Annotated in this window: 21 protein-coding genes; 8 read left to right on the forward strand and 13 right to left on the reverse strand. The window is 61.8% G+C overall.

The genetic code is table 11. From position 1 onward, the window contains the following. Position 1 precedes the first annotated feature (1 nt). Positions 2–982 (forward strand): sulfate/molybdate ABC transporter ATP-binding protein, encoded by a 981-nt coding sequence (locus tag U5A08_RS01065; protein ID WP_253392533.1) that lies wholly within the window; start codon positions 2–4, stop codon positions 980–982. A 109-nt stretch (positions 983–1,091) separates the two neighbouring features. On the opposite strand, the gene U5A08_RS01070 is transcribed toward U5A08_RS01065, so the two are convergent. Then, entirely contained in the window at positions 1,092–1,619 is a 528-nt protein-coding gene (locus tag U5A08_RS01070) for an Mpo1 family 2-hydroxy fatty acid dioxygenase (protein ID WP_321849899.1), read from the reverse strand. 83 nt (positions 1,620–1,702) lie between these two features. On the opposite strand from U5A08_RS01070, the gene U5A08_RS01075 reads away from it, so the two are divergent. The 6 genes from U5A08_RS01075 (at position 1,703) to U5A08_RS01100 (ending at position 6,865) form a co-directional block, all read left to right on the forward strand. After that, positions 1,703–2,389 (forward strand): Crp/Fnr family transcriptional regulator, encoded by a 687-nt coding sequence (locus U5A08_RS01075; protein ID WP_253392543.1) that lies wholly within the window; start codon positions 1,703–1,705, stop codon positions 2,387–2,389. Between the two features lie 38 nt (positions 2,390–2,427). After that, on the forward strand, positions 2,428–2,793 hold the full coding sequence (locus tag U5A08_RS01080) for a response regulator (RefSeq protein ID WP_253392545.1): 366 nt from the start codon (positions 2,428–2,430) through the stop codon (positions 2,791–2,793). A gap of 229 nt (positions 2,794–3,022) precedes the next feature. Continuing rightward, on the forward strand, positions 3,023–3,604 hold the full coding sequence (locus U5A08_RS01085; protein ID WP_247395714.1) for an alpha/beta hydrolase: 582 nt from the start codon (positions 3,023–3,025) through the stop codon (positions 3,602–3,604). Positions 3,605–3,653: 49 nt separating this feature from the next. Then, a complete protein-coding gene (locus U5A08_RS01090; RefSeq protein WP_321849910.1) occupies positions 3,654–4,574 on the forward strand; it encodes a sigma 54-interacting transcriptional regulator in 921 nt (306 codons plus the stop codon). 132 nt (positions 4,575–4,706) lie between these two features. Further along, on the forward strand, positions 4,707–5,489 hold the full coding sequence (locus U5A08_RS01095) for a MetQ/NlpA family ABC transporter substrate-binding protein (protein WP_321849912.1): 783 nt from the start codon (positions 4,707–4,709) through the stop codon (positions 5,487–5,489). A 938-nt stretch (positions 5,490–6,427) separates the two neighbouring features. After that, a complete protein-coding gene (locus U5A08_RS01100) occupies positions 6,428–6,865 on the forward strand; it encodes an amidohydrolase family protein (protein ID WP_253392548.1) in 438 nt (145 codons plus the stop codon). On the opposite strand, the gene U5A08_RS01105 is transcribed toward U5A08_RS01100, so the two are convergent. From U5A08_RS01105 to U5A08_RS01160, 12 genes are all read right to left on the reverse strand, one after another. After that, the gene (locus U5A08_RS01105; RefSeq protein ID WP_253392556.1) at positions 6,851–7,495 is read right to left on the reverse strand and encodes a class I SAM-dependent methyltransferase; all 645 of its coding nucleotides are present in this window, start codon (positions 7,493–7,495) and stop codon (positions 6,851–6,853) included. The two genes, U5A08_RS01100 and U5A08_RS01105, sit on opposite strands and share 15 nt — an antisense overlap. Before the next feature lie 415 nt (positions 7,496–7,910). Beyond that, on the reverse strand, positions 7,911–8,555 hold the full coding sequence (locus tag U5A08_RS01110) for a methionine ABC transporter permease (RefSeq protein ID WP_247395707.1): 645 nt from the start codon (positions 8,553–8,555) through the stop codon (positions 7,911–7,913). Next, positions 8,545–9,660, reverse strand: coding sequence for a methionine ABC transporter ATP-binding protein (locus tag U5A08_RS01115; RefSeq protein ID WP_253392560.1), 1,116 nt, complete (start codon positions 9,658–9,660; stop codon positions 8,545–8,547). Before U5A08_RS01115 ends, U5A08_RS01110 begins: the two co-directional genes overlap by 11 nt. Positions 9,661–9,662: 2 nt before the next feature. Continuing rightward, positions 9,663–10,472 (reverse strand): MetQ/NlpA family ABC transporter substrate-binding protein, encoded by an 810-nt coding sequence (locus U5A08_RS01120; protein WP_321849916.1) that lies wholly within the window; start codon positions 10,470–10,472, stop codon positions 9,663–9,665. 110 nt (positions 10,473–10,582) lie between these two features. Beyond that, a complete protein-coding gene (locus tag U5A08_RS01125; RefSeq protein ID WP_321849918.1) occupies positions 10,583–11,944 on the reverse strand; it encodes an LLM class flavin-dependent oxidoreductase in 1,362 nt (453 codons plus the stop codon). Then, positions 11,945–13,138, reverse strand: a complete 1,194-nt coding sequence (locus U5A08_RS01130; protein WP_321849919.1) for an SfnB family sulfur acquisition oxidoreductase — start codon at positions 13,136–13,138, stop codon at positions 11,945–11,947. A 26-nt stretch (positions 13,139–13,164) separates the two neighbouring features. After that, the gene (locus U5A08_RS01135) at positions 13,165–14,406 is read right to left on the reverse strand and encodes an SfnB family sulfur acquisition oxidoreductase (RefSeq protein ID WP_321849921.1); all 1,242 of its coding nucleotides are present in this window, start codon (positions 14,404–14,406) and stop codon (positions 13,165–13,167) included. 187 nt (positions 14,407–14,593) lie between these two features. Then, entirely contained in the window at positions 14,594–15,379 is a 786-nt protein-coding gene (locus U5A08_RS01140; RefSeq protein WP_253392570.1) for a hypothetical protein, read from the reverse strand. Positions 15,380–15,680: 301 nt separating this feature from the next. Then, positions 15,681–16,427 (reverse strand): L-cystine ABC transporter ATP-binding protein TcyN, encoded by a 747-nt coding sequence (gene tcyN, locus U5A08_RS01145; RefSeq protein ID WP_253392572.1) that lies wholly within the window; start codon positions 16,425–16,427, stop codon positions 15,681–15,683. A 3-nt stretch (positions 16,428–16,430) separates the two neighbouring features. Then, a complete protein-coding gene (gene tcyL / locus U5A08_RS01150; RefSeq protein WP_253392573.1) occupies positions 16,431–17,096 on the reverse strand; it encodes a cystine ABC transporter permease in 666 nt (221 codons plus the stop codon). Then, positions 17,096–17,890, reverse strand: coding sequence for a cystine ABC transporter substrate-binding protein (gene tcyJ / locus U5A08_RS01155; protein ID WP_017848587.1), 795 nt, complete (start codon positions 17,888–17,890; stop codon positions 17,096–17,098). The genes tcyL and tcyJ overlap by 1 nt, the downstream gene beginning before the upstream one ends. 294 nt (positions 17,891–18,184) lie before the next feature. Continuing rightward, positions 18,185–19,180 carry a D-cysteine desulfhydrase gene (locus U5A08_RS01160; RefSeq protein ID WP_253392575.1) on the reverse strand — a complete coding sequence of 332 codons (996 nt, stop codon included), beginning with the start codon at positions 19,178–19,180 and terminating at the stop codon, positions 18,185–18,187. A 166-nt stretch (positions 19,181–19,346) separates the two neighbouring features. Between U5A08_RS01160 and epsC the strand changes: the two genes are divergently transcribed. Further along, positions 19,347–20,273 (forward strand): serine O-acetyltransferase EpsC, encoded by a 927-nt coding sequence (epsC, locus tag U5A08_RS01165; RefSeq protein WP_321849926.1) that lies wholly within the window; start codon positions 19,347–19,349, stop codon positions 20,271–20,273. Positions 20,274–20,554 lie beyond the last annotated feature (281 nt).

A 20,554-nucleotide genomic window follows, 5' to 3' on the forward strand; every position in this document is an offset into this window, starting at 1 on the left:
CATGTCCATTGAAGTCCGTAATGTCAGCAAGAATTTCAACGCCTTCAAGGCCCTGAACAGCATCAATCTGGACATCCAGAGTGGCGAGTTGGTGGCGTTGCTCGGCCCGTCCGGCTGCGGCAAGACCACCTTGCTGCGCATCATTGCCGGCCTGGAAACCCCGGACGAAGGCAGCATCGTGTTCCACGGTGAAGACGTCTCCGGCCACGACGTGCGTGATCGCAACGTCGGTTTTGTGTTCCAGCATTACGCGCTGTTCCGCCACATGACCGTGTTCGATAACGTCGCCTTCGGCCTGCGCATGAAGCCGAAAAACCAGCGCCCGAACGAAAGCCAGATCGCGGTCAAAGTCCACGAGCTGTTGAACATGGTGCAGTTGGACTGGCTGTCCGACCGCTACCCGGAACAGCTCTCCGGCGGCCAACGCCAGCGTATCGCCCTGGCCCGCGCCCTGGCGGTGGAGCCCAAAGTGCTGCTGCTCGACGAACCGTTCGGCGCCCTCGACGCCAAGGTGCGCAAAGAGCTGCGCCGCTGGCTGGCGCGCCTGCACGAAGACATCAACCTGACCTCGGTGTTCGTGACCCACGACCAGGAAGAGGCGATGGAAGTTGCCGACCGTATCGTGGTGATGAACAAGGGCGTGATCGAGCAGATCGGCTCACCGGGCGACGTCTACGAAAACCCGGCCAGCGATTTCGTCTACCACTTCCTCGGCGACTCCAACCGCCTGCACCTGGGTGGAGACCAGCACGTGCTGTTCCGCCCCCATGAAGTGTCGTTGTCACGCCATGAACTGGAAGACCACCATGCGGCCGAAGTGCGCGATATCCGGCCGCTGGGGGCGACCACGCGGGTGACCTTGAAAGTCGAAGGCCAGAGCGAGCTGATCGAGGCCGAAGTGGTGAAAGACCACGACAGCCTGACTGGCCTGACCCGTGGTGAAACCCTGTTCTTCAAACCCAAGGTCTGGCAAAAAGCCTGAACACACTGCAATAACAAATGTGGGAGGGGGCTTGCCCCCGATTGCAATGGATCAGTCAATATCTTCAGTGACTGACCCACTGCAATCGGGGGCAAGCCCCCTCCCACATTCAGACTTCTCTCGGCTTCAGATCGCGGCGAGCGACTGGCCCCGAACGCTCTTCAATCTGCTGCTTGAGCTCATGCCGCAACCCCAGCAAAAACGCCAACTCCGCCACCACAAACAACGGCCCGACGATCAGCCCCGACACGTCATCCACAAACGCCGGCTTCTTGCCCTCGTAGTAATGCCCGACAAACTGAATCACCCAACCCACCACGAACATACCGACACCGCCGCTGAGCCAGACCGTCGTGCTTTGCGCCGCCAGCACGTGCCCGGCCCACACCGACAAGCCCATCAGCACGCTCATCAGCACGCCCAGCGCGAGTTCCAGGCGCAGGTAGAACCACGCGGCAAGCAGCGCGACGATCAGCGCCGGCGACAGCCAGAACCCGCCCAGCGGCCACTCGGGGCGTGAAAGCAACGCTGCGACGGCGACGACGATCAGTGGGATACCGATAAAGTGGCTGGCGATATTGCGCGGGTCGCGGTGGTAGGCGGCGTATTGACCGAGGTGGTCGACGAGGCTTTTCATTGTTATTCCTCCTGTAGGATGTTTGATCATGCCTTGTCAGCCTTCGCCTAACTGTCAACTGGGCGACAATCTTCGGAGTTCTCATGAACGCAGAGCAATGGCGACCCCGGCTGGCTACCGGGCACTGGTTCAGCCACCTGCCCGCCGCTTTTCAGCATAGTCTGCTGGCCCACGCCCGGCTGCGGCAGCTGACGGCGGGGCAATACCTGTTCAAGCGCGGTGACCCGCCCTGCGGCTTGTATGCGGTGCTCGACGGCACCCTGCGTATCAGCGCGGTAAGCGAGCAGGGCAAGGAGGCGGTGCTGAGCCTCGTGGAGTTGCCCTACTGGTTCGGTGAAATCTGCCTGTTCGACGGCCTGCCGCGCACTCACGACGCCTGCGCGGTCGGACCCTGTACGTTGTTGCAGGTGCCCCAGCAGGCATTGCTGAATATTCTCGATGAAACCCCGCAGTACTGGCGCGACTTGGCCTTGTTGATGAGCCAAAAGTTGCGCCTGAGTTTTATCGGCCTCGAACAGCTCAGCCTGATGCCGGCCTCGGTGCGGCTGGCCCATCGCTTGTTGATGATCATTGAGGGGTACGGCGACATCGAGCACTCAAAACGTCGGCTGCAGTTGCCCCAGGAAGACCTGGCGGCGATGTTGAGCCTGTCGCGCCAGACCACCAACGCCTTGCTCAAGGACCTGCAAGCCCAGGGCATCGTGCGCCTGGGTTACGGCGAGATCGAAATCCTCGATGCACAGCGCCTGCGTGAGGCGGCGCATGCCTGAGGGTGTTAGCCTGCAAGCCTGACCAATCGAGGTGTGTTATGCGCGTGCTGTTAGTGGAACATGAATCCGAAGAGGCACAACGGATGGCCCAGGGCTTGAACGAAGCCGGTTATTCCGTGGAAGTTGCGGCCAACGGGATGGTGGCGCAGCGGCTTGTCGAAGGCACCGAGTACGACCTGGTGATTCTGGATGTGATGCTGCCCGGGCTGAATGCCTGGAAGTTGCAGCAGGCGATTCGGCACAAGGGCGAGACGCCGGTATTGTTTCTGACCAGCCCGGGTGGGATCGAAGACCGTCTGCGCGACTTGGAATTGCATGAGGATGATTATTTGCTCAAGCCGTTTGAAGACAAGGCGCTGGTCATGCGCGTGAAAAAACTACTGCGTCGTGATCGCGGGCGCTGATAGATGTGTGGCCTGGGCTCTCGCTATCGCGAGCAAGCCCGGCTGTTAAATGTGGGAGGGGGCTTGCCCCCGATGACGGTGGATCAATTGATGAATGCGCTAGCTGATACACCGCCCCTCCCATGGTTTGATTTTTTAGTTATTAATAAATAGCTTCTTATTCCTTAGCGAATATAAACCCCGTCCCTATACTGTTCAGCAACGTTAAACGCTGCAGGAGGGCACACCCATGCACAGCGAATCGATTCGTTACCTGATCGTGCCGGGCTGGCAAGGATCGCCAGAAGATCATTGGCAAACGCATTGGCAGAACAGCCTGCCCAACAGTGCGCGGGTGGAGCAGGCCGATTGGCTGACGCCGCGTCGCGAAGACTGGGTGGCCGCGCTGGCCGAGGCGATTGCCGCCGACAGCACGCCGGTGATTCTGATCGCCCATAGCCTGGGCTGCATCACCGTGGCCCACTGGGCTGCCACTGCCCCGCTGCAGTTTTTGCGGCAGGTACGCGGGGCGTTGCTGGTGGCGCCGGCGGATGTCGAACGCCCGGCCTGTGCCCCCGCCTTGCGTAACTTCGCGCCGATTCCACGCGACCTGCTGCCGTTTCCCAGCCAGGTGGTCAGCTCCGACAACGACAGTGCCGTCAGCGCCCCCAGGGCCCTGGAACTGGCGCGCAATTGGGGCGCCGAAGCTGGCATTTTGTCCGGCGCGGGGCATATCAATGTGAAGTCCGGCCACCAGCGCTGGGAGCAGGGTTTCGCGTATCTCTATCGCCTGCAAAGCCGCCTGGAGCATCACGCCCGGCGCACGGCCTGAACCTTTTTCAACGCCCCGTCCCTGAGCGGATTGGGGGCGGGAGCCTGCCATGAGTCTGCATGAAACTTTCGGTCAGCCGCTGCTGACCTTCCCCGACGCCGAAAAGAGCCCGCTGAGCATCCGCGCTAAGGCACTGGTGTTCGTCGACCCACGTTCGCGGCAACTGCGCGAAGCGCTGGAACACCTCGCGCCTCGCGCCTTGCCGGTGTTGATTCGCGGCGAGACCGGCAGCGGTAAAGAGTTGCTCGCGCGGCATATCCATCGGGGCAGCGACCGCGCCGGGCTGTTTGTCTCGGTCAATTGCGGCGCGATCAGCCCGACCTATGCCGATGCCGAGCTGTTCGGCTACGCCGCCGGCGCTCACAGTGGCGCGGCGAGCAGTCGGGCCGGCTGGTTCGGCTCGGCCAATGGCGGCACCCTGTACCTGGATGAAATCGGCGACTTGCCGCTGCCGATCCAGGTCAAATTGCTCGCCGCCCTGGAAAACCACGAAGTCACCCGCGTCGGCGCCCATCAGCCAAGCCCGGTGGACGTGCGCCTGGTGGCGGCGACCAGCATCGACCTGGCCCAGGCCGTGGCCGTAGGCAAGTTCCACGAGCGGCTGTTCCATTACCTCAGCGAAGGCCGACTGGACCTGCCGGCCTTGCGCGAGCGGGTCGGCGACATCCTCTCCCTGGCCGAATACTTCCTCGGCATCTACAGCCAGCGCCTGGACCTGCCGGTGCCGTTGATCAGCGACGCGGCCCAGCGCGTGCTGGAACACCATAGCTGGCCGGGCAATACCCGCGAGCTGGAGAACGTCATCCACTTTGCCTTGCTGGTCAGCAGCGGCGACGAGATTTTGCCGGAGCATTTGAACCTGCCGACCGCCGGTTCGCCGCTGGAGCAGGTACAGCGGATATTCGAAAGCGCCAGTGCGGCCGAACGGGAAACCTTGCGCAAATTCCTACATGAACAAAATGGAATATAAACCTGAATAAAAGGTATTGTTCGGGAATAAAAAATCTAGGTATTGTCGCTCTCACGCCGCGATAGCACTTCGCTGGCACTCCACACCACTATGGTCGTCAGAGACGCCCCGGAATGTCGATAAGGACACTGCATGAAAAAGGTTCTGTTGTTTACCGCATTGGCGGCTGCCCTGACTGCAGGCTTCGCCCAGGCCAATGAAAAACTGGTGGTGGCCGCCACCCCGATCCCGCACGCCGAGATCCTCGAACTGGTCAAGCCGACCCTCGCCAAAGAAGGCGTGGACCTGGAAATCAAAGTCTTCACCGACTACGTACAGCCCAACGTGCAGGTGGCCGAGAAGCGTCTGGACGCCAACTACTTCCAGACCCTGCCGTACCTGGAAAACTTCAACAAGGGTAAGGGCACCAACCTGGTCACCGTGGTGGGCGTACACGTAGAGCCTCTGGGTGGTTACTCGAAAAAAGTCAAAACCGTGGCTGAATTGAACGACGGCGCCACCGTGGCGATCCCTAACGAAGGCAGCAACAGCGGCCGTGCGCTGCTGCTGCTGCAGCGGGCCGGGCTGATCGAGTTGAAAGACCCGAAAAATGCGCTGGCGACCCCCAAGGACATCGCCAAAAACCCGCACAACTTCAAGTTCAAGGAATTGGAATCGGCATTGCTGCCACGCGTGCTCGACCAGGTTGATCTGGCGCTGATCAACACCAACTACGCCCTGGAAGCCGGCCTCAACCCGGCCAAGGACGCGTTGATCATCGAAGACGCCAAGTCGCCGTATGTGAACTTCCTGGTGGCCCGCCCGGACAACAAGGACAGCGCCGCGATCCAGAAACTGGCCAAGGCGCTGACCAGCCCGGAAGTCAAAGCCTTCATCGAGAAGAAATACAACGGCGCAGTCGTGCCGGCGTTCTGATCGAGCAGTAAAACCTTTCAAGGTTTAAACGCCGACGGCTGGCATAGCGTCGGCGTTTTTTTCGCTCAAAACTGTGGGAGGGGGCTTGCCCCCGATAGCAGTGGTTCAGTCAATGCATCGGTGACTGACACACCGCTATCGGGGGCAAGCCCCCTCCCACATTTGATTTTTATCTCACCGTGGATTTTCAGCGTTTCACAGAGCGCGAGTGTTGATCGCCCTGCGCAATGCCACCAACCATTTCACCAGCTCCTGCGGATCAATCGGTTTCGCTTCGTTCATTGTTCATTCCCTCGAATCGCAGACCCCACAACCATAGCTGTCACTGGCCGAACCCGCGAATCCGCCGGTCATTTTTTGCTGTGCCTGTTCTACCGCTATCGGGCGTCAGTCGAATCGCCCCTCACATTGTGATTGCGGGGGCGTTCACGGAAGTCCTCGGCCACGCTGTTGTCGTGGCCGAGGGTGGGGCCGTCAATTAAAACTAGAGTTTATCGTCGAAGTTATGTCAATGGAGTTGGGAGCCCATATCCCTTTTCCCGGAGAAACTAACGGAAGGGGGTCTTGGGGCGTCCAAAATAGTACTGGTAAAGTGAGTATTAAAGTTTCCGCCAGCAGAAGGGCGCCAGTTAGCAGGAATTACGTTGTTAGCAACAAGCGTAGTTTTGGATGTATGACGAAGCGGAGTTGCCTCTGCATCACCAAGCGTAGCGGCAACCAATACCAGCATCGCGCACCTGCCGCAGTTCATGATAGTGAGCATGGTATTCGCTCCCTGATCCGTCGCAGACCGTGTCGAGTCGATTAGATACGCGAAACCCCCACCCAACAACTGTCAGCTTTAACAGGTACAAACGAGTGCGCAGCGCTTGTTCAGCCCCAGCCGAAGAGCGAATAACGCGCCTCACAAGAAAGCTCGCGCTCAGCTAGGATTTATCGTGCCACCCTTGTCGGATACAGCATTACCGCGTTTTAAAGGACGGCGGAAAACGCTGTGGCAAAGCGGATTCTACGGTATTGCCGCCAACGACAATCTTGAAGGCTGGATTGACCGGATCTATGGCGAGGCCAGCGCCGACCGGGCCGACCCTTTTGAAAACATGCGTATGGGCTTGTACCAAGTGCGCGCCGGGCAACAACGTGCGGCGGCGATGCAAGCCTATGAAGTGCTGCGCTTGCACACCCTGGGCAGTGCCGAGGTGCTGGGTATTGATACGCAAGTGGGGAGTCTCAAGGTGGGCAAGCGTGCGGACATGCTCCTGTTGGACCCACGGGCTTTCACGCCCTGGCAGGAACCTTACGCCGCGCTGGTGTTTGCAGCCGGCGTGAAGGATATCCGGGAAGTCTTCGTGGATGGTGTGTCATTGGCCCGATGAACCGGCCGGCTTGCGCCACACGCTGGCCAGCCAGGGTTGCTGTTCCCGGGGCAGGCCGGCGGGGCGATAGTAATGCTCCAACTCCACAAACCCGGCGGCAGTCAGCAGCGCTTGCCAGGCCGTGAGGTCGTGATAGGAACCATACCGCGGCCCATTCCAGCCTTCCCGGTTGTCACCGCGTGGATTGGAGCTGAACAACACCCCACCCGGTTTCAGCGCGTCCTGCAACTGCTTGAGCACGCGCGGCAGTTCCTGCTTGGGGATATGAAACAGCACCGCATTGGCAAAGATCCCGTCGAAGCGCGCGTTGGGCAGGTCCAGCTTCAAGAAGTCCTGCTGCAGGACCTCGCAGCCGCTGTCTTCGCGTGCCATCTGCGCAAAGCGCTCGGAGCCGTCGAGGCCCACGGCGGTATGGCCCAAGCGCGTAAAGGTCTGCAAATCCCGCCCCGGCCCGCAGCCGAAGTCCAGCACGGTAAACGGCGCCGCGCCTTGGATATGCCGCAGCAGCGCGTCGATGTTCTGGCTCACATCGTGATCGCGGGTGCCTTCTCGGAAGTCCTCGGCCACGCTGTTGTAGTGGTCGAGGGTGGTGGCGGTGATCTGGTTGAGGTCGTCGGGGGCGAGTTTCATGGGGAGGTGCTTCGAGGGCGAAATGCTGACTATATCCCATGTCCAGTCGATTGCACCTGACGGTGAGCCCGTGAGGGCTCCTTCATCTGTTTGTGTTTGAATCAATCTATGAAATTTATCGGGTGATGCGCCCATGGGATAGGAACTGTATGTTATTTCCACCCCATACTGGGTGCGTATAACTGTAGAAGTTGGTGTTAAAGGTAATGGTTGAATTTGAGGAGTGGAGCGGAGTTGCCGCTGCATCGCCAAGCGTGGCCGCAGACAACACCAACACCAGCATCGCGCACCTGCCACAACTCATGAAATTGAACATGGTATTCGCTCCCTGATCCGTCGCAGACGGTGTCAGGCCGATTAGATACGCGAAAACCCCACCCAACAACTGTCAGCTTTAACAGGTACAAACAAGTACTCAGCGCTTGTTCAGCCCCCGCGCCAACCGATCCCCACCCAACTGAATCACCGCCACCAGCACCACCAGCAGCACAATCACCGTCAGCATGATCTGCGTATCAAAGCGCTGATAGCCGTAGCGGTAGGCAATATCCCCCAACCCGCCCGCGCCGATCGCCCCGGCCATCGCCGAGGAGTTGATCATGGTCACCAGGGTGATGGTGAACCCGCCGACGATCCCCGGCAGCGCTTCGGGCAGCAGCACATGCCAGATGATGTGCCAGCGCCGGCAGCCCATGGCTTGTGCGGCTTCGATCAAGCCGTGGTCGACTTCGCGCAGGCTCACTTCGGCGATGCGCGCAAAGAACGGCGTGGCGGCGATGGTCAGCGGCACCACCGCCGCCCACACGCCGTAGGTGGTGCCGACGATCAGCCGGGTGAACGGGATGAGCGCCACCATCAGGATCAGAAACGGAATCGAGCGGAACAGATTGACGAACGCTCCCAGCGCTCGGTTCAGCGCCGGAGCCTGATAGATGCCGCCCTTGTCGCTGGTGACCAGGAACACCGCCAGCGGAATCCCCACCAGCAGCGCGATCAGCGACGACACACCGACCATCAACAGCGTGTCGATGGCGCCCTGCACTAAACGATCAAACCACATAACCCAGCACCTCCACGTGTTGTGCCCAATGCCCGGCGCGGCTGCGCAGTGTGTCGGCCTCATGCGGCGAGCCGTGCACCGCCAGCAGCAATTGCCCCAGGGCATGCCCCTGAATCCGTTCCACGCCGCCTTGCAGCAAGCGCACGCGCCCGCCGAGGGCGCCGAACAGTGCGGCCAGGTCCGGTTCGTCGGTGGCGCTGCCGGTGAACTGCAAACGCAGAACCAGCGCGGCGTCAGCCGAGGCCGGCGTGGCTTGCAAACGGCTTTGCAGTTCTTCCGGCAGGCCGTGTTGCAGCGGCGCCAGCAGGGTTTTGCTGACCGCGTGCTGCGGGTCGCCAAACACCTGCCACACCGGGCCTTGCTCGACGATGCGGCCGTGTTCGAGCACCACCACGCGGTCGCAGATCTCGCGAATCACCGCCATTTCATGGGTGATCAACACGATGGTCAGGCCCAGGCGTTGGTTGATCTCGCGCAGCAGGCCGAGGATCGATTGGGTGGTCTCCGGGTCGAGGGCCGAGGTGGCCTCGTCGCACAGCAGAATCTCCGGGTCATGGACCAGCGAACGGGCAATGCCCACGCGCTGTTTCTGCCCGCCGGAGAGTTGCGCCGGGTAGGCCGTGTGCTTGTCCTTGAGGCCCACCAGTTCCAGCAGTTCACGCACCTTCTGCTCGCGCTGCAGCTTGGGGATGCCGGCGACTTTGAGTGGCAATTCGACGTTCTGCCACACGGTCTTGGCCGACATCAGGTTGAAGTGCTGGAAGATCATGCCGATGCGCCGCCGCAGCGCCACCAGGCGGTCTTCGTCGAACGCGCCGATGTCGACCTGATCGATCAGCACGCGCCCGCTGCTGGGCTGCTCCAGGCGGTTGATGGTGCGGATCAGCGACGACTTGCCGGCGCCGCTGCGGCCGATGATGCCGAACACTTCGCCGCGCTGGATCGCCAGGTCGATGCCTTGCAGGGCGTGCACGCTACCGTCGTAGGTCTTGCCCAGGTTGATAAAGCGCACGTGGGCGCGGTTGAGGTGCGGATGCAGTTCAGTCTGCTCGGCGTTCCTGGGTGGTGTGCCCAGGTCGCGCAGTTGGATGTTGGCGGCCGTCATGTTCAGCCTTCCCAGCCGACTTGATAGAGCTTGCCGAGGGATTTATCCAGCGCGGCGCGCACCACCGGCGAGTGCTGGTAGATGTCGACGAACTTGATCACCCGTGGGTCGGTTTTGGCTTTCGGCTGGATCACGAACTGGATCACGTATTCCGGGTGGTCGAGGCCATCGAACAGCAGCGCCGACTCGGCATCGAAGGTCTTGGACAGGCGGATATACGCCGGGTAGCCCTGCACCAGGTCCGCATCGTCATACGCGCGCACCAACTGCACGGCCTCGACTTGCAGGATTTTGAGCTGCTTCGGGTTGGCGATGATGTCTTCTTCGGTGGCTTTGTAACCCACGCCCGGCTTGAGCGTGATCAGCCCCGCCTTGGCCAGCAATTGCAGGCCGCGCCCGCTGTTGATCGGGTCGTTGGCAATCGCCACGCTGGCGCCTTGGGGCAGGTCGTTGAAGGTTTTGAATGTCTTCGAATACAGCCCGACGTTGTTGATGATGCCCGGCGCATACGGCACCAGCTCAAACCCGGCGGCGGCCTTGGCGTTTTCCAGGAACGGGATGTGCTGGAAGTAGTTCACGTCGATATCGCCGGCGGCCAGGCTGACGTTGGGCGCGATCCAGTCGGTGAACTCCACCAGCTCGACGTTCAAACCTTGTTTGCCAGCCTCGGCCACAGCGGCTTCCAGGGGAATCGCGAAGGCGGCGGTGGTGCCGACTTTCAGCGGCGCATCGGCGGCGAACAGCGTCGAACTGAACAGCCCGAAGGCCAGGGCCAGGGCTTTGACTGGGTGGGACAACAGGGTCTTTTTCATAGGTAGTTTCCAATGTGTAGGAGCGAGCTTGCTCGCGAAAAACTTGAGGGCGCTGCGGGGTATCAGGGGCCCCGCGTTATCGTTGACGATCTTCGCGAGCGAGCTCGCTCCTACAGGGGGCCGTGTCGGTAGGTGGAACCGGTGTGTTGTTCAGGCAGGCGCGCCGTGCCGTGGAAGACTTTTTCCCGCAGCGTCCCCGGCTCATATTCGGTCTTGTACGACCCCCGCCGCTGCAACTCCGGCACCACCAAGTCGATGAAGTCCACATAGCTTTCCGGCGTGACGATGCGCGTGAGGTTGAAGCCATCCAGCCCGGTTTCACCGACCCAGGATTCCAGCTCGTCGGCCACCTGCTCGGGCGAGCCGACCAGGGTGATGTAGCGCCCGCCGAGGGCGTGCTGCTCGAGCAATTTGCGCCGGGTCCAATCGTTGTTCTGCAGGTGCTGGGTGGCCGACTGGATCGCATTGCTCTTCACGTACTGGATCGGTTCGTCCAGTTCGTACTGGGCAAAATCGATCGCCGTGGACGCCGAGAAATGCGCCACGCCGGCTTCCGCGCTGGCGTAGCTCAGGTACTCGGCGTGCTTGGCCCAGGCCAGTTCCTCGGTGGCGCCAACGATGACGTTGAGGCCCATGAATACCTTGATGTCGTCCGGGTTGCGCCCGGCCGCCACGGCGCTGGCGCGTACCTTGTCCACCTGCAGTTTGGTGCTGGCCTTGTCCCGGCCGCTGATGAACACGCACTCGGCATGCTGCCCGGCGAACACCAAGCCACGCTCCGAAGTACCGGCCTGGAACAGCACCGGTGTGCGTTGCGGCGACGGCTCGCACAGGTGATAACCCTCCACCTGGTAGAACTCACCGTGGTGCTCGACTTTGTGGACCTTGCCCGGCTGCGCATACACCCGCGCCTGCGGATCGTTGAGCACGGCGTCATCTTCCCAGCTGCCTTCCCAGAGTTTGTAGAGCACCTCCAGGTATTCGTCGGCCTGGTTGTAGCGCCGGTCATGTTCGACCTGTTCGGTCAGGCCCATGGCCTTGGCGGCGCTGTCGAGGTAGCCGGTGACGATGTTCCAGCCAACCCGGCCACGGCTCAGGTGGTCGAGCGTCGACATGCGCCTGGCGAACAGATAGGGCGGCTCGTAGGTCAGGTTGGCGGTCAGGCCGAAACCGAGGTTCTTGGTCACGGCGGCCATGGCTGAGAGCAGCAGCAACGGGTCGTTGACCGGCAGTTGGATCGACTCTTTGAGCGGCACGTCGATGGCGTTCTGGTACACGTCATAGACGCCGACGATATCGGCGATGAACAACCCGTCGAACAGCCCGCGCTCCAGGGTTTGCGCCAGGTCGGTCCAATACTCAAGGGTTTTGTACTGGGTGGACGTGTCCCGTGGGTGCGTCCACAAGCCGTGATTGATATGCCCGATGCAGTTCATGTTGAAGGCATTGAGCAGGATTTTTTTCTTCGCCATTCAGAGGGTCCCCCGCAGTGGCGGCTTTTCATCGTTGAGGTAGTAGTTACCCACGGCGTGGTACTTCCAGCGCACCGGGTCGTGCAGGGTATGCACGCGGGCGTTGCGCCAGTGGCGATCGAGGCCGTGCTCGGCCAGGGTCGCCTGGCTGCCGGCGAGTTCGAACAGGGTGCTGCCGGCCGCCAGGGAGATTTCGGTACTCAGGGCGCGTGCTTCGGCGACCGCGATCGAGGCGGCGGCCACGGTCTGGGCGTTGCTGTCGGCCTGGGCGCGGTCGAGAAACTCACCCGCGCGCTCCAGCAAGGCTTCGGCGGCGTGCAGGCGGATGCTCAAGTGGCCGAAGCTCTTCAGCGTCAGCGGGTCTTCGCTGGCCTTGTCGTGACCGGAGTCGATCCACGGGCGGGTCTTGGTGCGCACAAAGTGCAGCGCATCCTCGAAGGCGGCGCGGGCGATGCCGGTGTCGATGGCGGCGTGGAGGATCTGCGCCAGCGGGCCGACTGTGGTCGGGCGTTCGAAAGCGCTCTGGAACGGGAGCACGTCGTGCGCCGCGACCCACACGTTGTCGAACACCACCGAACCGCTGCCGGTGGTGCGCTGGCCGAAGCCGCTCCAGTCGTCGATCACCGTCAGGCCCGCGCTGTTGCGCGGCACGAACGCCAGGTGCTGGATACCCTGTTCATCCACCACGGACGTCGGGATGCGCTGGGCGTAGATCGCGCCGGTGGCGTAGAACTTGCGGCCGCTGATCCGAAAACCGTCGCCGTCGCGGGTGATCGCGGTCACGCGGTCATGGGCGGTCTTGGTGCCCAGTTCCGCCAGAGCATTGCCGAAGCGTTGGCCGGAGAGTACTTCGGCGTACAGGCGTTGTTGCTGCGCGGGGCTGCCGTTCACGCGCAGCACTTCGAGGGCGTAGAAATGGTTTTGCGGAATCTGGCCCAGCGAGGCGTCGGCCTGGGCGATCAGCGCGATGACCTTGGCCAGGGTGACGTTGGACACGCCAGCGCCGCCGTAGGCTTTCGGCACGCTGATGCCCCACAGGCCAGAGCGGGAAAATACGTCCAGTTCGGGCAGCGGCAGGCGGCGCTCGCGGTCGCGCTGGGCGCTGTCGCGGCGCAAGTCTTCGGCCAGGTCGCTGGCGACAATCAGGGCTTGTTCGTCGCTGGTGATAACCGCGACGTGGTGAGAAAGAGTCATGCGTATTTCTCCAGAGGTCTGGTCGGTTAAATCCAGGAGTGGCGAGCCGGCAACGTGCCGTTCAGGCGATAAGCGCCCACCGCGTGATACTTCCAGCGCACCGGGTCGTGCAGGGTGTGGACCCGTGCATTGCGCCAGTGGCGGTCGAGGTTGAATTCAGCGAGGGTGGCGCGGCTGCCGGCCAGTTCGAAGAGTTTTTCGCTGACCAGCAGCGAGACTTCGGTGCTCAACACCTTGGCCTCGGCCACGGCAATCGAAGCGCGTGCGGCGGATTGCGCGGTGATCGGCGCGGCGCTGACCTGGTCCAGCACCTGGCCGGCCTTGCGCAGCAGCGCTTCGGCGGCGTGCAGTTCGATCTTCAGCTTGCCGATATCGGCGATCACATACAGGTCATCGCTGGCGCGTTCGACCTTGGCGTCGATCCACGGGCGTGAGCGCTCACGGACGAACGCAATGGCGTCATCCAGCGCACCACGGGCGATGCCGGTGTCGATGGCGGCCTGGATCAACTGCGAGACCGCGCCCTGGATATTCGGGCTTTCGCCGAGGCGCCAGTTTTCGACCACCAGCTCTGCATCGACCGGCACCCGGTCGAGCAGTACGGTGCCGCTGGCGGTGGTGCGTTGGCCGAAGCCGGACCAGTCATCGACGATGCGCAGCCCTTGCGTGCCACGGCGCACAAACGCCATGACCTGCTTGCCGTCATCGTTCAGCGCCTTCACCGCGACCCAATGCGCAAACAGCGCGCCGGTGGAGTAGAACTTCTGGCCGCTGATCACGTAACCGTCGCCTTCGGCGGTGATACGCGCCTTGAGCTCCAGGGTGTTTTTGGTGCCGCGTTCCGGGCCGCCATTACCGATGCGCCAGCCGTCGAGCACGCTCTGGAACAGCTGTTTTTTCTGGCGCTCGGTGGCGGCGCCCTGCAGCAGGTGCAGGATGCCGAAATGGTTCTGCGGGATCTGCCCGAGTGCCGGGTCGGCCGCGCTGATGATCGCGAAGACTTCGGCCAGGGTGGTGAACGACACCTGCGGGCCGCCGTACTCGCGGGGAATGGAAATACTGCCCAGCCCGCTGCGGGTGAACTGCTCGATCTGCGCCCATGGCAGCTTGCGCAGCTGGTCGCGCTTGGCGGCTTGCACGCGCGCGGCCTGGGCCAACTCGTGGGCCGCGCTCAGCGCTTGGGCGTCGTCGCGCAGCACAGCGGCCGGCAACAGCAGGGGGGCTACGTCCAGATCACTCTGGGGGGGTGTTAGAGCCAAGTTAGACATCAGCGCCGCTCCTTGGCTGCACGTAATGCCCTGGCGTTCTGCACCGGGGTAATTCTGACCATACCGACCTCGCATTCAATGAAATGAAAACAAAAAAATCAGGAATGTCCGGTGGTCCGGTGCATATACCCTAAGCGTGTTAAATTTATAAATAAACTAACTTTTAGGAATATGCATAGAAGGACCGTTACCCAAGCTCCAGGGGCGAGCCGGGGCGACGCGGTTGATAGACCGGCGCGGCGCTGGCCGGGCGCTTCGGTGCCGCTGGCACATAGGCGGCGATGCGCAATGTGCGGGCCGGCGCCCAGCGTGAGTTATTGCCCACGCGATCGAGAATGCAGTACGTGACCTCCAGCCGGCTGTCGTCGCCCGCTTCGATAATGATCGCCGAGGGCACCCACACCTGCACCGTAATACCGACGGCTTTGGCCTGGATTTTCGGCAGGTCCAGGCGTACATCGCCCCAGCGCAGGGTGATGGCGTCGCCGCTGGTCATGTTCAGGTAGGGCTCGATGGTCAGCGGAATGCCGCGCCGCACCTGGCTGCTGTTGACGCCGTAGCGACGAATCATGTCGGGCAGGCCCACGGGGGCGAGGTTCTGGTTTTCGTCGCGGTACAGCGCGCTCGGTTGGCCGCCGGGGTAGTTGGTCTTGACCCGCACCGTGGTCACGGCTGAGCGCGCGGGGCCGTGGCCGATCTGCATGACCTGGTAGTGAACCTGCGCATGGCCGTCCTGCACAAAACTTTCCGGCACCCGCAGTTGGGTGGCGGTGCCGACCTTGCACGCGGTGACGCGCCGTGAGTCGGCAAAGCAGTTGTTCCAGAACAGCTCGATCAGGTCACCCTCATCCATGCCGGGGTAGGGCGCGATGCTAACTTGCAGTTGTGTCGCCGCCAGGGCATTGATGCCATTGCGAAGCGCCTGGGGCAGGGTCGGGGCAGTGAGCAGGGCCGGGGTTGCGGTGCGCGTCATAGTAATCTCCTTGATGCAGCCAGCAGCAATCGTTCCGGACCCTTGGCGCGGGAGCGCGACGGGGGCCGAAAGGAACGATTCAGTGAAAAGCCGGGATAGGATCCAATCCTCTGGGCGCTAGATAAGAGCGTTGGCCGGAGGGCGTCAATGGCGGCAAAAGGCTAAACGGCGGGTTTGGGAAGATTCAGAACGGTCTGACCGGGAGGGGGCATTTTAAGGGCAGTGCGGGGGGTGTTTTACTTAGGCAGGCCGGGCGTTCTTGTAGGGTGGGAGCGGGCTCCCACACTCGCGTTGCGCTGCGTTAATGCGCGAGAAACTTGCTCAGGAACTGCTTCGTGCGTTCTTCCTTGGGGTTGGCGAACAACGCCTTGGCCTCACCTTGTTCAACGATCACTCCCTTGTCGAAGAAGATCACCCGGTTGGCGACATCCCGGGCAAAACTCATTTCGTGGGTGACGATCACCATGGTGCGGTTTTCTTCGGCGAGGCTGCGAATAGTCGCCAGCACTTCGCCCACCAGTTCCGGGTCGAGGGCCGAGGTGGGTTCGTCGAACAGAATCACTTCCGGCTCCATGGCCAACGCCCGGGCAATCGCCACGCGCTGTTGCTGGCCGCCGGACAGGCGCCGCGGGTAGGCGTCCTCCTTACCGGCCAGACCGACCCGCGCCAACAGCTTGCGGCCCAGGGCGGTTGCCGCCTCGCGGGGAATCTTCTTGACCACGATCGGGCCTTCGATGACGTTTTCCAGCGCGGTGCGGTGCGGGAACAGGTTGAAGCTCTGGAACACAAAACCCACGTGCTGGCGCAGGCGCCGCACCAGGCCTTGTTGTTGATTGAGCGGCTTGCTGCTGTCGATCTCGATGTCACCGACCTTGATGCGACCGCTGGTGGGGGTTTCGAGGAAGTTCAGGCAGCGCAGGAAGGTGGTCTTGCCGGAGCCGCTGGGGCCGATGATGGCGACGACTTCGCCTTCCTTGACCTCCAGGTCGATGCCGTTGAGCACCACCTGGCCGTTGAATTGTTTGGTCAGTTTTTCAACCACGATCATGCTTCAAGACTCCAGGTCATGCCGGTTGACCCGGTCTTCCAGACGATTTTGAAAATACGCCAGGATACTTGCCAGGACCCAGTAGATCAGGGCAGCGGACAGATACATGGTGAAGATTTCGAAGGTGCGCGCCGACACCAGTTGCGCCTGGCGGAACAGCTCGGGCACCTGGATGGTGGCGGCCAGCGCCGTGTCCTTGACCAGCGAAATAAAGCTGTTGCCCAGCGGCGGCAATGCGGTGCGCATCGCTTGCGGCAGGATGGCCCGGCGCAGGGTCTGCGCGCGGGTCATGCCGATACTGGCCGCGGCTTCCCACTGGCCGCGCTCGATGGATGCGATGGCGGCCCGCAGGATTTCACAGGCGTAGGCGGCCATGTTCAGCGAGAAGCCGATCATGGCGGCCGGGATCGGGTCCAGCTCGATGCCCACTTGCGGCAAGCCGTAGTAGATCAGGAACAGCTGCACCAGCAGGGGCGTACCGCGAAAGAACGACACGTAGACGCGAGCCATCCAGCGCAGCAGCATGAAGCGCGACAGGCGCATCAAGGCCAGGCCGAAGCCCAGCAGCAAGCCGAAAAACATCCCGCCGAGGCTGAGGATTACCGTGAAATACGCGCCCTTGAGCAGAAAGGGCGCGGAGTCCAGCGCGAGTTGGAAACCTGCTTCCATTATTGAGTGACGTCAGCGTTGAAGTACTTCTCGGACAGCTTCTTCAAGGTGCCGTCGGCGCGCAGTTTGTCGAGCGCCTTGTTCACTGCCTCGAGCAATTCAGGCTCGCCTTTGCGCAGGGCAATACCGGCTTCCTGGCGCGAGAAGGCGTCCCCGGCAGCGGCGGTGTCCTTGGCCTTCTTGGCGTATTCCAGCGCGGCGAGGCGGTCGATCAGAATCGCGTCGATGCGGCCGATGCGCAGGTCCTGGAACTTGGTGGGGTCATCGTTATAGGTCTTGATGATGGCTTTGGGCTGATTGTCCTTGAGCCATTGTTCGTAGTTGGTGCCCAGGCCCACGCCGACTTTCTTGCCGGCCAGGTCGTCGGCGGTCTTGATGGTGTCGACGTTTTTGGCCAGGGTCAGGGCCTGGATACCGGAGACGGTGTAAGGCTTGGAGAAGTCGTACTTCTTCTTGCGCTCTTCGGAGATGGTCACTTGGTTGACGACTGCATCCAGACGCTTGGATTCCAGGGCGGCGAGGATACCGTCCCATGGCGTGGCTTGCAGTTTGACCTTGACGCCCAGCTCCTTGGCCAGCGCTTCTGACAACTCGACCTCGAAACCGCTGAGCTTGCCGCTTTCGTCGACAAAGCTGAACGGTGGGTAGGTGCCTTCGAGACCGATCTTGATCTCACCGGCTTTCTTGATGTTGCCCAGCTGTTCGCCGGCCACGGCCTGGCCCAACCAACCAGCACCGAGGGCCAGGCCCAGTGTGCCGACCAGCAATGTGCGACGGAATACAGAAATAGTCATGAAGAGCCCCTGTGTTTTTATGTTGAGCGAAGCAGGTGACGCGGTAGTCGTATCCTGCCTTAAAGCGCGTAGCGCGTCTTCGCCTACGGCGCGATGATAAAGCCGGTTTTTAAGACTTGAAAATAATATAAATCTAAATTGATATTCTATTTTAGAATATGCGCTTGGTCCAATGTGGGAGGAGGCTTGCCCCCGATAGGGCCGTGTCAGTTTATGCATGTCTCACTGACCCACCGCTATCGGGGGCAAGTCGAATCGTCGCACCGCCCCTCCCACATGTTGATCCCTGTTTATTCAGTTAAATACGGCGTTGTAGGCAAACAACGCCGGCGCGCCACCGGTATGCAGGAAAATAATCGGGCCATCCTCAAAGCGCTGACGCCCGATACCGTCCAGCAAGCCGGCCATGGCCTTGCCCGTGTAGACCGGGTCCAGCAGCAAGCCTTCCTGGCTCGCCAATAGCTTGACCGCTGAAAGGGTGCCGGCGTTCGGTTCGCCATAACGCGGGCCGAAGTATTCGTCCCACAGGATCACCTTGAAGGCCTCGGGGACATCCACACCCAGCAACGCGGCGGTGCGTTCGGCCAGGCCCTGCACTTTTGGGAACTGCGCTTCTTCAGTGCGCGATACGGTGATGCCGATCACTGGCAACTGCGGCAGCACTTCGCTCAACGCCAGGGCTAGGCCGCTGTGGGTGCCCGCACTGCCCGAGGCCAAGACCACGGCAGCAAATTCAATCCCGCTGTCTTCGATCTGCGCGGCCAGTTCCAACCCGGCCCGCACATAGCCCAGGGCGCCGAGCGCATTGGAGCCGCCGATGGGCACCCGATACGGCTTCTTGCCGTTGCTGCGCAGGCGATCGGCGAGGGCGTTGAGCTGGTCGTCGGCGTTGTCGAGGTTCTCTACCAACTCGACCTTGGCGTCGAACAGGTCCAGCAGCAGGCGGTTGCCGTTGCCGAGGTAGTTGGGGTCTTCGGTGCCGGTGGGATTTTCCAGCAGGGCGACGCAGCCCAGGCCCAGCTTGGCGGCCAGGGCGGCGGTCTGGCGCACGTGGTTGGACTGGATGGCCCCGGCGGTCACCAGGGTGTCGGCGCCCTGGGCGATGGCATCGGCCGCCAGGTATTCGAGTTTGCGCAGCTTGTTGCCGCCCATGGCCAGCGGCGTGGTGTCGTCGCGTTTGACGTAGATATCCCTGCCCAGCCAGGTCGACAGCCGCTCGAGTTTTTCCAGGGCGGTGGCGCCGCCCAGCAGTTCCAGGCGGTTAAAACGGTCGAGCTGTTGTTTGATCATGGCTACGCACGGTGGCTAAGTGATGGGGCGACTATAGGCAGGCACTTTTCATCGGGCAACCGTCAATCGCTTATGCCCGATGGTTCTTAGCATTGCACCATTGGTTCTTAAGGGCGGCCGGGGTGCCTATCGTAAAGTGATGGCCATTTTGTCAGGAGTGAATACCGTGAGTGAGCGTTCCAGTCATTGGCAATTACCCATCATCGTCAGCCAACTGCGCAGCGCGCGGGACCAGTGGCGAACGCGCAATGGTCGTATGAGCGGCGAGCACGGCGGTCGCGAGTTGCCCTCACGCGAGGCCGTGGGGCAGATTCTTGAAGCGCTGTGCGGCGCGCTGTTTCCGATGCGCCTGGGGCCGGTGGACCTGCGTGAAGAAAGTGAAGACTTCTACGTCGGCCACACCCTCGACGTCGCCTTGAATGCCTTGCTCGCCCAGGCGCGCCTGGAGCTGCGCTACGCCGCGCGCCAGGGCGGCCAGGATGACAGCGCGGTCGACGCCCACGCCATCCGCCTGATCCAGGATTTCGCCCTGGCCTTGCCGTCCCTGCGCAGCCTGCTGGACACCGATGTGCTGGCCGCCTACCACGGCGACCCGGCTGCGCGCAGTGTGGATGAAGTGCTGCTGTGCTATCCGGGCATTCTGGCGGTGATTCACCATCGCCTGGCCCACCATCTGTACCACGCCGGCCTGCCGCTGTTGGCGCGCATCAGCGCAGAAATCGCCCACTCGGCCACAGGCATCGACATACACCCCGGCGCGCAGATCGGCCCGAGTTTCTTTATCGACCACGGCACGGGTGTGGTGATTGGCGAAACCGCGATCATCGGCGAGCGCGTGCGCATCTACCAGGCGGTGACGTTGGGGGCCAAGCGCTTCCCGGCGGATGAGGACGGGCAATTGCAGAAAGGCCATCCGCGGCATCCGATTGTCGAGGATGACGTGGTGATCTATGCCGGGGCGACGATCCTCGGGCGGATCACCATCGGCAAAGGCTCGACCATTGGCGGCAACGTGTGGCTGACCCGCAGCGTGCCAGCGGGGGCGAACATCACGCAGGCGAATCTGCAGCATGACGACGGCACCCAAAAGTAGCGCACGCCCTTAAACATCACACCAAACCCTGTGGGAGGGAGCTTGCCCCCTCCCACAGGTTGACTGCATTTCAAGTGTGAGCCGTATTTCAGCCTGCAACCGCTGGATGATTTGCCTCGCCCAAGCGTCATACCAATCCTTGAGCATCAGTTCAAAACCGCCTATCCATGTTCAATTTGAACGTTCGTTCATCAGCATGACGACGGCACCCAAAAGTAGCGCACGTCCTTAAACATCACACCAAACCCTGTGGGAGGGAGCTTGCTCCCGATAGCGGTGGA

The sequence above is a fragment of the Pseudomonas paraveronii genome (assembly GCF_963681955.1).
GTDB lineage: Bacteria > Pseudomonadota > Gammaproteobacteria > Pseudomonadales > Pseudomonadaceae > Aquipseudomonas > Aquipseudomonas paraveronii.

What these genes read in the sequence shown, in the direction of transcription:
- U5A08_RS01120 (WP_321849916.1), bottom strand. Translation starts at nt 10,472, where the DNA reads ATGAAAAAGACCCTGTTGTCCCACCCAGTCAAAGCCCTGGCCCTGGCC.
- U5A08_RS01080 (WP_253392545.1), top strand. Translation starts at nt 2,428, where the DNA reads ATGCGCGTGCTGTTAGTGGAACATGAATCCGAAGAGGCACAACGGATG.
- U5A08_RS01160 (WP_253392575.1), bottom strand. Translation starts at nt 19,180, where the DNA reads ATGATCAAACAACAGCTCGACCGTTTTAACCGCCTGGAACTGCTGGGC.
- U5A08_RS01110 (WP_247395707.1), bottom strand. Translation starts at nt 8,555, where the DNA reads ATGTGGTTTGATCGTTTAGTGCAGGGCGCCATCGACACGCTGTTGATG.
- U5A08_RS01115 (WP_253392560.1), bottom strand. Translation starts at nt 9,660, where the DNA reads ATGACGGCCGCCAACATCCAACTGCGCGACCTGGGCACACCACCCAGG.
- tcyJ (WP_017848587.1), bottom strand. Translation starts at nt 17,890, where the DNA reads ATGACTATTTCTGTATTCCGTCGCACATTGCTGGTCGGCACACTGGGC.
- U5A08_RS01140 (WP_253392570.1), bottom strand. Translation starts at nt 15,379, where the DNA reads ATGACGCGCACCGCAACCCCGGCCCTGCTCACTGCCCCGACCCTGCCC.
- U5A08_RS01090 (WP_321849910.1), top strand. Translation starts at nt 3,654, where the DNA reads ATGAGTCTGCATGAAACTTTCGGTCAGCCGCTGCTGACCTTCCCCGAC.
- U5A08_RS01075 (WP_253392543.1), top strand. Translation starts at nt 1,703, where the DNA reads ATGAACGCAGAGCAATGGCGACCCCGGCTGGCTACCGGGCACTGGTTC.
- U5A08_RS01130 (WP_321849919.1), bottom strand. Translation starts at nt 13,138, where the DNA reads ATGACTCTTTCTCACCACGTCGCGGTTATCACCAGCGACGAACAAGCC.
- U5A08_RS01095 (WP_321849912.1), top strand. Translation starts at nt 4,707, where the DNA reads ATGAAAAAGGTTCTGTTGTTTACCGCATTGGCGGCTGCCCTGACTGCA.
- U5A08_RS01070 (WP_321849899.1), bottom strand. Translation starts at nt 1,619, where the DNA reads ATGAAAAGCCTCGTCGACCACCTCGGTCAATACGCCGCCTACCACCGC.
- U5A08_RS01135 (WP_321849921.1), bottom strand. Translation starts at nt 14,406, where the DNA reads ATGTCTAACTTGGCTCTAACACCCCCCCAGAGTGATCTGGACGTAGCC.
- U5A08_RS01085 (WP_247395714.1), top strand. Translation starts at nt 3,023, where the DNA reads ATGCACAGCGAATCGATTCGTTACCTGATCGTGCCGGGCTGGCAAGGA.
- tcyL (WP_253392573.1), bottom strand. Translation starts at nt 17,096, where the DNA reads ATGGAAGCAGGTTTCCAACTCGCGCTGGACTCCGCGCCCTTTCTGCTC.
- tcyN (WP_253392572.1), bottom strand. Translation starts at nt 16,427, where the DNA reads ATGATCGTGGTTGAAAAACTGACCAAACAATTCAACGGCCAGGTGGTG.
- U5A08_RS01065 (WP_253392533.1), top strand. Translation starts at nt 2, where the DNA reads ATGTCCATTGAAGTCCGTAATGTCAGCAAGAATTTCAACGCCTTCAAG.
- U5A08_RS01105 (WP_253392556.1), bottom strand. Translation starts at nt 7,495, where the DNA reads ATGAAACTCGCCCCCGACGACCTCAACCAGATCACCGCCACCACCCTC.
- U5A08_RS01125 (WP_321849918.1), bottom strand. Translation starts at nt 11,944, where the DNA reads ATGGCGAAGAAAAAAATCCTGCTCAATGCCTTCAACATGAACTGCATC.